Annotated in this window: 12 protein-coding genes; 1 reads left to right on the top strand and 11 read right to left on the bottom strand. The window is 29.8% G+C overall.

The features are described 5' to 3' along the window. Nucleotides 1-25 precede the first annotated feature (25 nt). From NJU99_RS06395 to hypB, 11 genes are all read right to left on the bottom strand, one after another. Entirely contained in the window at nt 26-721 is a 696-nt protein-coding gene (locus NJU99_RS06395; protein WP_254577893.1) for an ABC transporter ATP-binding protein, read from the bottom strand. Continuing rightward, nucleotides 714-1,481 (bottom strand): ABC transporter ATP-binding protein, encoded by a 768-nt coding sequence (locus NJU99_RS06390; protein ID WP_254577892.1) that lies wholly within the window; start codon nt 1,479-1,481, stop codon nt 714-716. Before NJU99_RS06390 ends, NJU99_RS06395 begins: the two co-directional genes overlap by 8 nt. Continuing rightward, nucleotides 1,478-2,524: a branched-chain amino acid ABC transporter permease gene (locus tag NJU99_RS06385; RefSeq protein WP_254577891.1), complete on the bottom strand. Its 1,047-nt coding sequence runs from the start codon at nt 2,522-2,524 to the stop codon at nt 1,478-1,480. The genes NJU99_RS06390 and NJU99_RS06385 overlap by 4 nt, the downstream gene beginning before the upstream one ends. Nucleotides 2,525-2,526: 2 nt before the next feature. Then, entirely contained in the window at nt 2,527-3,423 is an 897-nt protein-coding gene (locus NJU99_RS06380; protein ID WP_254577890.1) for a branched-chain amino acid ABC transporter permease, read from the bottom strand. Between the two features lie 124 nt (nt 3,424-3,547). Continuing rightward, nucleotides 3,548-4,663: an ABC transporter substrate-binding protein gene (locus tag NJU99_RS06375; RefSeq protein WP_254577889.1), complete on the bottom strand. Its 1,116-nt coding sequence runs from the start codon at nt 4,661-4,663 to the stop codon at nt 3,548-3,550. A 117-nt stretch (nt 4,664-4,780) separates the two neighbouring features. Further along, nucleotides 4,781-6,694, bottom strand: coding sequence for a diguanylate cyclase (locus tag NJU99_RS06370; protein WP_254577888.1), 1,914 nt, complete (start codon nt 6,692-6,694; stop codon nt 4,781-4,783). A 97-nt stretch (nt 6,695-6,791) separates the two neighbouring features. Then, entirely contained in the window at nt 6,792-7,133 is a 342-nt protein-coding gene (gene hypA / locus NJU99_RS06365) for a hydrogenase/urease nickel incorporation protein HypA (RefSeq protein WP_254577887.1), read from the bottom strand. 9 nt (nt 7,134-7,142) lie between these two features. After that, nucleotides 7,143-8,138 carry a hydrogenase expression/formation protein HypE gene (gene hypE, locus NJU99_RS06360; RefSeq protein WP_254577886.1) on the bottom strand — a complete coding sequence of 332 codons (996 nt, stop codon included), beginning with the start codon at nt 8,136-8,138 and terminating at the stop codon, nt 7,143-7,145. 13 nt (nt 8,139-8,151) lie between these two features. After that, nucleotides 8,152-9,279 carry a hydrogenase formation protein HypD gene (hypD, locus tag NJU99_RS06355; protein ID WP_254577885.1) on the bottom strand — a complete coding sequence of 376 codons (1,128 nt, stop codon included), beginning with the start codon at nt 9,277-9,279 and terminating at the stop codon, nt 8,152-8,154. 10 nt (nt 9,280-9,289) lie between these two features. Further along, on the bottom strand, nt 9,290-9,571 hold the full coding sequence (locus tag NJU99_RS06350) for a HypC/HybG/HupF family hydrogenase formation chaperone (protein WP_254577884.1): 282 nt from the start codon (nt 9,569-9,571) through the stop codon (nt 9,290-9,292). 4 nt (nt 9,572-9,575) lie between these two features. Then, nucleotides 9,576-10,349 (bottom strand): hydrogenase nickel incorporation protein HypB, encoded by a 774-nt coding sequence (hypB, locus tag NJU99_RS06345; protein WP_254577883.1) that lies wholly within the window; start codon nt 10,347-10,349, stop codon nt 9,576-9,578. 291 nt (nt 10,350-10,640) lie between these two features. Here hypB and NJU99_RS06340 point away from each other — a divergent pair, with 291 nt between their 5' ends. Then, nucleotides 10,641-12,617, top strand: a complete 1,977-nt coding sequence (locus NJU99_RS06340; RefSeq protein WP_254577882.1) for a methyl-accepting chemotaxis protein — start codon at nt 10,641-10,643, stop codon at nt 12,615-12,617. The last annotated feature ends 47 nt before the right edge of the window (nt 12,618-12,664 follow it).

Below are 12,664 nucleotides of genomic sequence, written 5' to 3'. Positions count from 1 at the left end.
TTAGCTACTATTTCTTTTTTAAAGTTTAAGCACCTAGATATTTTGCTCTAATTTCATCAGAGTCTATAAGTTCACTTCCTTTTCCTTCTAAAGCTATCTCACCGTTTTCTAAAACATAAGCATAATCAGAGATTTCTAAAGCTGCAAAGGCATTTTGTTCAACTAATAAAATTGTAATACCTTCATCTCTTAATTTTTCAATTGTTTGAAATAACTCCCCTACAATTTTTGGAGCAAGTCCAAGTGAAGGCTCATCTAGCATTAGAAGTTTTGGGCTTGACATCAAAGCTCTAGCAATTGCTAGCATTTGCTGTTCCCCTCCACTCATTGTTCCTGCTAGTTGACCTTTTTTTGATACAAGTCTAGGGAATAGTTTAAACATATGCTCTAATAACTCTTCATATTTTTCATCATTGTTAAAAGCACCCATTCTTAAGTTTTCTTCAATAGTTAAGTTTTGGAAGCATCTTCTTCCTTCTGGAACAAGTGCTATATTACTTTGAATAATTTTATGTGTTTTCATTTTAGAAATATCATTATCAATATATACAATACTCCCTGTTTTTTTAACATCATTTACAATTGATTGTAAAGTTGAAGTTTTACCTGCACCATTACTTCCAATAAGCGAAACAATTTGTCCCGTACCTACTTCAAAGTCTATACCTTTTACTGCGTTTATTAATCCATAATATACTTTTAAATCTTTTACTTTAAGCATGTTTAAAATCTCCAAGGTAAGCTTTTATAACTTCTTCATCTTTAATGGCATCTTTAATATCACCTTCAAAAATAGTTTTCCCATAATCAAGAACCATAACCCTATCACAAAGTTTATTTACAAACTTCATATCATGTTCAATCAATAAAATCGTAACATCAAACTCATCTCTAATCTTAAAGAAAAGCTCTGCTAATTCATGAGTCTCATGAGGATTCATTCCTGCTGCTGGTTCATCTAAAAGTAGAAGTTGAGGAGCTGCTGCTAGTGCTCTTGCTATTTCTACTTTTCTTTGCTGTCCATAAGATAATGATGTAGACATTTCATTTGCAAACTCTGCTATGCCTAAAACTTCCATTATCTCAAAAGCTCTTTTTCTAATTCGCCTCTCTTCTAAGAAAAATCTTGGAAATCTAAGCATCGCTTCAAGATATGAATATGAAGCTTGATAATCAAAACCAATTAAAACATTATCTAAAACTGTCATAGAATTAAATAATCTAATATTTTGGAATGTTCTTGCAATTCCTCTATGTACAATCTTATGTGGTTTTATACCATTTAAAGTTTGTCCATGAAACTTTATAGAACCTTCAGTTGGTTCATAGTTTCCTGTAATGATATTAAACATAGTAGTCTTACCAGCTCCATTTGGACCAATAAGACCATAAATCTCTTTAGAGTTTACATGAAAAGAGGTATCTTTTATAGCAGTAACTCCTCCAAATTTCTTAGTTACATTACATACTTCTAAAATCATTTATTCCCCTTTTTTCTTTTGAAAATCTTAAGATCAAATAACTCTTTTTTACCCATAAGCCCTTCTCTTGCAAATAGCATAACGATTATAAGAACTAGAGAGAATACAACCATTCTCATTCCTGGTGTTCCTTCTGTTTGGAAACCAAGAATATTCATAGGTTCATCTAAGAATCTCGCCCATTCTAATCCTGCCATTACAAAAATAGTACCTAAAATCGCTCCTGTCGTTGATCCTAAACCACCTAAAATAATGATGATTAGTAACTGGAATGTAAGTAAGAATGTAAATAAATCTGGACTGATTGAAGTTAAAAGTGCAGCTAATAAACCACCACCAACACCTTCAAAGAATGCAGAAGTACAAAATGCTAAAGTTTTTGTTTTAAATGTATTAATTCCCATAGCTGTTGCTGCATCTTCATCATCTCTTACAGCTTTCATAGCTCTTCCATATTTTGAATAAATTACATTTAAAATAGCTATAACTGTAAAGATTGCAATTCCACCTGTCCAGTAAAGATTTGAAAACTCTGGAATATCGTTTAGACCTAATGAACCATTTGTAATTTGTGGATTATTTATAGCTAAAATCTTGATAATAAAACCAAAACCTAAAGTAACAATAGCTAAGTAATCCCCTCTTACTCTAAATACAGGAAAAGATAAAGTTAAAGCTAAAAGTGCAGAAATAATACCTGAAAATAGTAATGCCCATGCAAAATCAGCTTGAAGTGCTAAAACCCACTCAGATGGATCTTCTAAATAGAACTGATAAAGCATAGTATCAGCATCTAAAGTCAAAATAGCAGTTACATAAGCACCAACTGCTACAAAACCGTTTGGTTCTAGGGATAACTGCCCTGTTACACCATTTATAAGGTTATATGAAACGGCTAAGATTATAAAAATACAAACATTGTTTATAATTCTTACTGTATAGTCATCAAAAGTTACTTGGGCGAACCATGTAAACCAAATAGCAACTACTATAATACTTAGATTTATTAATCTTTGTTTTGTGAATATTGTATCGTTCATCATGATTAAAACCTACTCTTTTCTAAATCTTCACCCATAATTCCAGTTGGTTTAAAAATAAGAACTAAAATTAAGAAGATAAATGCGAAGGCATCTTTATAACCACCAAGCTCAGGCCAAAAAGCAATAACAACAACTTCAGTAAATCCAATAATAAATCCACCAATAACAGCTCCTGTTACAGAACCAATACCACCAACAACAGCAGCAGCAAAGGCTTTAAGTCCAACAAGAACTCCCATCATAGGCTCAACAGATGGATAGTTTACTACCCAGAAAATCCCACCAACAGCAGCCAAAGCAGAACCTAAAGCAAACACAATAGAAATAATCATATTTGCATCAATTCCCATAAGATTTACTGTTTTAAAGTCAAATGATAAAGCACGAATTGCCATACCGTATTTTGTTTTATATAGTACAAATAAAATACCTACAAGTAAAATCAATGTAACAATTGGAACCATAATAGAAGATACTGTAAAAGTAACTCCTGCTACATTAAAAATGTTTTCCATGTATTCAGGAACAGGAAAAGCTCTTGGAACTCCACCTGCAAATACAGTAAAGGCATTTTCTAAGAAAAAAGAAATACCAATAGCTGTAATAAGTAATGAAATTCTTGGTGCTTCTCTTAAAGGCTTATAAGCAATCTTATCTGTTAAGATACCAACAGCAGCAGATAATGTCACTGCAAGTAGTACAGCAACACTAAAAGGTAATTGAAAAATTGCTAAAAATGCATAACCTAAAAAGGCACCAACCATCATAATATCACCGTGGGCAAAGTTAATAAGCCTTAAAACCCCGTATACCATCGTATACCCAATTGCAATTAATGCGTACATAGATCCAAGTGAGAATCCATTTACCATTTGTTGCATAAATGTTAATATATCCATCAAAACTCCCTAATTTGTAAAAAATACCCTTTTACAATAGGAAAAGTAATACTATTGCTTTTCCTATAGCAAAAAAAAAGTCTAGCAAACTTATTGCTAGACTTTTTAATAGTTGATTAAAAAATTATGGATTAACCGTCGCTTTAAAGCTAGCTTTTCCACCTTTAATCTCTTTAATAACCGCTGATCTTGTAGCATTACCTTCATTGTTAATAGTAATCTTTCCTGAAACACCATCAAATTCAGTTGTTTTTTTAATCTCATTATTTACACAAATAGAATCAGTTGGATCTTCACATCTGTTCATTGCATCAATTAAGATATTATAAGTATCTGCACCTAAAGCAGTAAATGAATTCATTTCAGCTTTTCCAGTCTCTTTTTCATGGAACTTAACGAAGTCTGCTGAAGTTTGAGATGGAGGATTTGTGTAATCAAAGAAGTCTGTAAACATATAACCTTCAACTGACTCACCACCTAAGTCAATAAATGTTTGGTTAGCAACACCATCACCACTAAACATAGGCTTGTCTAATCCTAATTGTTTAGATTGTCTAGCAATCATAGAAGCTTCTGGATGATATAAAGGTAAGAACATAAAGTCAGGATTTATTTTTTTGATTTGTGAAACAACAGCTTTAAAGTCTTTATCTCCTGATGTAACTCTAATAACTTTTACAATATCTCCACCGCTTTTCTTAAATGCATCTTGAAATGCTTTAGCAAGTCCTAGTGAGTAAACTTGTGCTTGATCAACTACAACTACCGCCGTTTTGTAACCTTGATCTTTTGCATAGTTTGCAACAACTTCACCTTGGAATGAGTCTGTAAAACAAACTCTATTTGCAAAAGTTCTTCTTGCAGTTAATCTATCATTTGTAGCAACAGAAGCAATAACTGGAACTTTTTTCTTATCAGCTATGGCAATAGCTTGAGCTGTGTTTGTAGATGTAAGAGCACCTAAAATAGCAACTACTTTATCAGATGAGATTAATCTAGTTGTAGCATTTGCAGTTTCAACCTTATCACCTTTATTATCGATTAATACTAATTTAACAGTATCTCCATTTTTAAGTGTAGGTTGTAACTTATGAGCTAGTTCAACTCCTAAATTTGTTACTTGCCCATATGCAGCTAATGGTCCAGACATTGGCATAACTGCTCCAACTTTAATCTCTTTTGCCATTGCAACACCACAAGTCAAGGCAGATGCAAGAGCTAAACTTAATACTTTTTTCATTCATTCTCCTTTTGTTAAAAACAATATAACAATTTTATGGAAAAGTTATGGAAAACTAGCTTATTTGAAATCATTTTTTATAGGAAAATTACATATTTTATTCGTTTTTTACATATTTTATACAATTGTGTTCTTACCATTTGCCTTTGCTGTATATAAAGCTTCATCTGCTCTAATAATAATATCATCAATACAATTATCATCTTTATTATAACTAGCACTACCAATACTAATTGTGTAGTTGTATTTTTTATCTTTATTTAGACTTTTAAACTCATCTATTTTATTTACTAACTTAATAGCCACTTTTTTTGAAGCCTCTTTTTTAGTATTTGGAAGTAGTATTAAAAATTCATCTCCACCAAATCGAACTAATAAATCATTCTTTCTAATAGTACTTTTAGTTAATTTTGCGAAATCTCTTATAACTTCATCTCCAATATCATGACCAAAATTATCATTTATACTTTTAAAATCATCAATATCTATTAAAAGTAAAGATAAATCACTATGCTCTCTTTTTACTATTTTGAAATAACCTTCAATAAATTCATCTAAAAATCTTCTATTATATGCTCCACTTAAAGGATCAGTATTTGCAAGTTTTTCAACCAGTACTCTTTTTGTCTCTGATTTTACAAGTTTTTGAGTTCTTATTTCTAACTCTTTTGTCATTTGATTGAAGTTATCACTTAATTTATCTATTTCTTCTATTCCACAGTTTTCTAACTTTCCAATACTTTTTGTTTTTCCTAAATTTCTTGTAAGTTCAACTACTTTCATCAAAGGCTTGTTTATATCATTTACTAAACACTTTGCCTTATAATAAAGAAAAACAAAAAATAGTAAATAAAACATCAAAATACATGAAATAATCAAATATCCAAGTTTTTGATAATCACTTTTTAAAGTATTTATCTTTTCAAGTATTTTATCCTCAGGTATTAAAGAAATAATATACCAAGAGGTTTTTTCAAGTTTTTTAGAAAAAATCAAATAGTTTTTTCCTTCAAAAGTTATCTTGTGACTGTAAGGTTTTGAAGCTAATATATTTTTAAAATTATATGCAACTTTTTCATCATGGTAATTTAATAAGTTAAATTTATCTGATTTATAAATAGTCTTTTCTATTAATAAACTGTTTTTATAATCATAAGGAGTAACCTCATCAATATTTAAGACCGTTTCTATTCCCTTTGGCATTGCTATTATTTTTCCATCTGAGCCTAAAATAAAAGACTTACCATCATAGGGTAGTTTTATATTTAAAAACTCTTTTATAAAAGTATCAATAGTAACATCAATACCAGATACCCCTTCTAGTTTATTTTTATTATAAATAGGAGCAACACTACTTATCATCCAACCTTTTCCAGCAGGGTCTAAATATACATCTGTCCAAATAGGTTTTTGTGAAGGGTTGTTTTCTTTTTTTGCTTTATAGTAGAAGTTATAGTTATTCATATCTAAATCATTTGGGAATACTTTAAAAATATCAAATATATAAGGATAGTATCTACTATAGTTATCTTTTGAGTTAAAGTAAGCAGCTATTATACTTTTATCACTTTGTACTATGGATTTAAAAGTTCTATCAAAATACTCAGTTTTATATAAAGTATCTTCTAAACTTTTTGTTAGTTTTGTATTTCTAGACAAAATAAGCGAACTACCACCATTTTCTATGTATTTATAATAAACACCATAAGGGGAATATTTAAATAGTTTTTCATCAGTTTTATACTCAAATAGTTTTGGATTAGAGAAAAAGTACTCATGTTCATTTTGGATTATTTTTGTTAAGTTCTCAACTTGTGCAAACTTATTTGATAGATTTTCAATACGTGACTCTACAAGCTCATAAGTATTTTCTTTTATATCTTTTAGCATAAAATTAACACTTGTTGTAGTCATGTTATTATTTACAGAGAAGTAAATAAATATCAATAAAACCTCAATTAGTAATAATGAAGTTAATGAAGTTTTTAAATAATTTTTATAAATTAGTTTTTCTAATAATATTTTTTTCATAATAAATCTTTATATGTATTTTTTACATTATATCTTAAACCTTAAGTTATTTTTTACTTATTATGAAAAGAATATCAGTTATAAATTTAAATACATATTAATTCATTTCTAAACTCATAAGATACATATCCTCACCATCAAGTACTTTTATATCAGTATTTTTGCATTTTGGACATGAAAATTCATTTTTTTCAAGTTCTGATTGAGTATTACAATTATGACACTCAATCATTATTTTTTGTATATTCATAATAAAATCAGCATTATGACAAACTGTATGTTCTTTGAAAGTATCAAAAGCTGTTTGCAACAAATCAGGTTCAACTCCTGATAAAACACCTATTTTTACTACTACTTTTGTAACTTCTTTAGCTTCATTTTGTTTTGCATGCTCTTCACATGACTCTAGTAAGGATTGAACTATACTGTATTCGTGCATATGCTTCTCCTAACAAATTCTAGGAAGTAGTTCACCAGTAGGCAACTCTAAAAATCTTTTTGTTCCCCAAGGGCTGTTTAAAACTACTTTTTTATCATATTGTTTTGTAACATCTGCAATAATAGAAGCGTTTGAGCTATTTTCAAAACTACTTAAAACCTCAATTGCTTTTTTTGCATCTTCTTTTTTTACTGCTAATACAAAAGTTCCTTCATTTGCTAAACTCATAGCCTCAAAACCTAAAAGCTCACATAAACCTTTTACCTCATCCTTTACAGGTACTGCTTCTTCATTCACTTCGATACATATATCAGATTGAACTGCCCACTCATTTAAAACAGCACTTAATCCACCTCTTGTGGCATCTCTTAAAGCTGTTATGTTTATGTTTTCATTTATTAAAGCCTCAACTTGTGGCCATAAAGAAGCACAATCACTTTGCAAATCAGTATTCATATCCATACCCTCTCTTGAAGCAAAGATAGTTGCCCCATGAGCTCCAATATCACGACTAACTATAATCACATCATCAGTTGATACTTTATTTGAACTAATACCCTCTTTTTGAACTTCACCTATTCCAGTTGTATTTATAAATATCTTATCAACACTTCCTTTTGGCACTACTTTTGTATCACCACTTACAACCTTCGCACCATTTTTTTCAAGCTCAATTTTCATACTATTTACAATAGTTTCTAACTTATCAACCTCAAAACCCTCTTCTATTATCACTGAACATGTAAGATATTTTGGTTTTGCACCCATCATTGCCAGGTCATTACAAGTTCCACAAATTGAAAGTTTCCCTATATCTGCTCCATTAAAAAAAATAGGACTTACTGTAAAAGAATCAGTCGTAAAAGCTAATCTTCCATTATCAATAATAGCAGCATCTTCACTTTTTGCTAAAATCTCATTTTCAAAAGCTTTATAAAAAACCTTTGATATTAACTCTTGATTTTCAGCTCCACCATTTCCATGGGCTAATGTAACTTTTTTCATCTATTTCCTTTACTTATTTTAAGAGATTACCATATTTATAATACGCAGCACATGCACCTTCGCTACTTACCATACAAGAACCAACAGGGTTTGTAGGAGTACATACATTTCCAAATATTTTACAGTCAGTTGGTTTTGCCACTCCTTTTAAAATCTCTGGACACTTACAAGCTTTGTTTTCTTTTGGAGTTTCTTTTGGCAATATCTTTTCATATATTACTTTTGCATTATATTTATCAAACTCATCTTTTAAGTCATAACCACTTAAAGGAACTTCTCCAACTCCTCTAAATTTAAAAGTAACTTTCTTTAAATATGTATCAATCATCTCTTGAGCTTTTAGGTTTCCTTCAAAAGAAACTAATCTTTTATACTCAACTTCTAAATCACTTCTATTTTCTACAAACTGTCTGATTAACATATGAATAGACTGCATCACATCAACAGGCTCAAAACCACTTACAACTACAGGTTTATTGTATTTTTTAGGGAAAGGTTCGTAGATTTTAGAGCCACTTATAACTGATACATGAGAAGGTCCTAAAAAAGCATCTATCTTACAATCATCACTTTGAACTAAAACTTCCATAACTTCTGGAACTGTTACATGATTTACATGAAAGTATAAATTCTTCATATCTTTTGCTATTACTGTTTTTAAAAGTGAACATGTCATAGGAGTTGTTGTTTCAAATCCAATAGCAAAAAACACTACTGTTTTAGATGGATTTTCATCTGCAATTTTTATACAATCCATTGGAGAGTACACAAACCTTACATCAGCACCCTTACTTCTAGCATCTTGTAAACTTCCATTACTTCCAGGAACCTTTATCATATCTCCAAGAGTAACTAAGATAATATCTTCTTGCATAGCAAGTGCATATGCACTATCGATTTTATCTTTTGGCATAACACACACAGGACATCCTGGTCCATGAATAAAGTTTATATTAGATGGAAGAAGTTGTGGAACTCCATACTTCATAATAGTATGAGTATGACCTCCACAAACTTCCATAATATTTATAGTTTTATCTAACTTACTTGCATCTTCTTCTATTAATTTTGCATAAGCTTTCATAACCTCAGGGTTTCTAAAGCCATCATATAAATCATTTAGTTCTAGTTCTTTTTCCATACTTCTCTACTTATCTATTAGGACAGTTTTCTGACTCTTCTATTGCTGCAAGCCTGTCATTTTCTTCCATTTTATCTATGATTTCTTGATAAACTTTTAATGACTCTAATGCATCTTCTTCATCTATCTTATTCATAGCAAAACCTATATGTAATAATACATAATCACCTATTTTTACAGGTTGGTCAATTAAATCTAAAGAAGCACTTCTTTCAACTCCCATAGTATCCACTACACAAGTGTTCATTTCTTCATCTATACTTTTAATCTTTGAAGGAATTGATAAACACATAGCCTTATCTCATCTTTCTTTTAAATTCAATCCAATCAAGAACTCTTTGAATTGATTCTTTATCATTGATATTAACTTCTAAAATATCAACATTTGGTTTTAGTTTTCTAGCCTCACGCTTTTCTTTTTCTATATCATATTGAAAGTGAGGAAGTAAATCTGTTTTAGTAATCAAAATCAAATCAGCACATCTAAACATAACTGGATATTTTGCAATCTTATCTTCACCCTCAGGAATTGATACAAGTACAATATTTAAATGAGTTCCAACATCATAAGAAGCAGGACATACTAAGTTCCCAACATTTTCTACAAAACAAACATCTAATTCATCTAAAGGCATATCATGTAAACCTTTATGAACCATAAAAGCATCTAAATGACAAGCACTACCTGTTTGAATTTGAGTAGCTTTTATTCCTTTTGCTTTTAATCTATCAGCATCTCTGTTTGTTTCTAAGTCACCTTCGACAACACCATAATTAAACTGGGCTAAGTCAGCCATATGCTCTAAAAGTGTAGTTTTACCACTTCCTGGACTAGACATCAGATTAATACCTAAAACACCTTGCTTATCAAAATGGGCTCTATTATGTGATGCCTCATGGTCATTTTTATCTAAAATCTTTTTTATTACTGATACTGTTTTACTATCATTTAGTTGTGGGTTATGATGTAAAGTTTCATGAGCAGCTTGGTGAGTTTGACTATCTCCATGTGAGTGTTCATGATCATGATGATGGTGGTCTGTTATTGAACATCCGCAATCTGTACACATATTTATTCCTTTTAGTAATATATTTAAATGTGAATACTTATTCATTTTATTCTGTAGTGTAACTCACTTTTTATAAATCTATTCTAATTAAATCAATTTCTTATGTATTTTTAGGAAAAAAAGTATATATTTTAAACATATAACCAAAACTTATATCATTTGAAAAGACTTTAGGTAATAAATATATTTATATAACACTATAGATAACAGAATTCAATATTTCTTTATTTAATTTTCATTTAATTTAAGTAATAATTAATTTTTGTTTTTAAAATAATAAGGGAGGTACAAATGCTAAACAACATTAGTACAAAGGTAAAACTATTGATACTACCTATAACATTCATATTTATAGTTATAGTATCTAGTCTAGTTTTCAGTTACTTCAATAGTATATCTGAAAAGAGGATTCATGTAGCTGTTGAGACAGATGTGTTTATACAGAAGGTTTTAAAAGGTAGGATTTCTGTATATCAATTCTTAAGATCTCCAAATAACCAAACAGCAAACAAAGTTAGAGAGGATTTTAAGTCCTTAGATAATCAGGTAAAAAACTTAATTCCACTGCTAGACAATACAGAAAATCAGCATTTAGCAAAGGATATTTTATCTTTATCTCAAGAGTATATTGTAAAATTTAACAATTTCGCACCTGAAAAAATAACTAATTTTGAAAAGGGCATAATTAAAGATACTCCAAGGATTTTATCTATAATTAAACAGATGGTTCAAACAGGTTTAAAGCTTGAAAAAGAGTTATCAACAATAAATGAAAATGCCATCAAACAAAAAGATGCTGCAGTAGTAACAATGAACAATGTTTTAATCACAATTGCTCTTGTATCAATTATTCTTTTCTTAACTTTTAGTATTTTATTATCAAATCAAATACTAAGATCTATTAGAAACTTCCAAAGTGGACTTCTTAGTTTCTTTATGTATGTAAATAAAGAGAGTGATACTGTTGAATTCTTAGATGATTCATCAAAAGATGAGTTTGGAGTTATGGCTAAAGAAGTTAATAAGAATATTAAAGAAGCAAAAGAGACAATTGATTCTGATAATAAATTCTTAGATGAAATAAATGATATTGTTCATGTAATCAAAGATGGTTTCTTAAACAAAAGACTTGACAATGAAACAAAAACAGCTAGTTTAGAGAACCTAAGAGAGCAAATAAATGAAATGCTTTATAGCTTACAACTTAGAGTTTGTACAAATATAAATGATATTTCATTTGCTTTAGAAAGATATGCTTCTTTAGACTTTACACATAGAATTCATGGTTGTAATAGTGGCGTTACTGTTGGACTAAATAACCTTGCAGATATCATAAATGATATGCTTGTTGAAAATAAATCAAATGGTTTAACATTGGGTAATAGTAGTAATATCTTGTTAAATAATGTTGATACTTTAAATAAAAACTCAAATGAAGCAGCAGCATCATTAGAGCAAACAGCAGCAGCTATTGAAGAAATTTCAAGTAATATTTCAAACAATACTCAAAATGTTGTTCAAATGTCACAATTAGCATCAAGTGTAACATCTTCAGTTTCACAAGGGCAAGCTTTAGCAAACAAAACAACAGAAGCTATGACTGAAATTGACAATGAAGTAAATGCTATTAATGAAGCAATTACTGTAATTGACCAAATTGCCTTCCAAACAAATATTTTATCATTAAACGCTGCTGTTGAAGCTGCTACTGCTGGTGAAGCTGGTAAAGGTTTTGCTGTTGTTGCTCAAGAAGTGCGAAACCTTGCAGCTAGATCAGCAGAGGCTGCTAAAGAGATCAAAGACTTAGTTGAAACAGCTACAATTAAAGCAGATGAAGGTAAAAAAATCTCTGATGAGATGATTACTGGATACAAAGAGCTTAATGAAGATATAAATAAAACAATTGATTTAATTAAAAATGTTGAAGCATCTAGTAAAGAACAGTTATCAGGTATTGAACAAATTAATGATGCTGTTAATTCCCTTGACAGACAAACACAAGAAAATGCAATGATTGCTAACCAAACATACAATGTGGCTGTGCAAACTGATAATATCGCAAAACTTGTAGTTGAAAATGCAAACTCAAAAGAGTTTATAGGTAAAGATGAGGTTCAAGCAAAAGAGTTAAACTCTAATGATTCTGATGACAGTAAAAAATATGAAGTAAAAACTTCATCAAAACAAAACTCAAATAACTTTAATAAATCCTCACATAATGAGTTTAAAGACTCTTCAAAAGATGAAGATGAATGGACAAGCTTTTAAGCTTGTCTTATAAACTATAACTTTGATAAAAAGTGTTAAAATGTTTT

Source organism: Arcobacter roscoffensis, from assembly GCF_024267655.1.
GTDB classification, from domain to species: domain Bacteria; phylum Campylobacterota; class Campylobacteria; order Campylobacterales; family Arcobacteraceae; genus Arcobacter_B; species Arcobacter_B roscoffensis.
The sequence above is the reverse complement of the archived record's forward strand: the minus strand, read 5'-3'. Positions and strand labels throughout refer to the sequence as shown.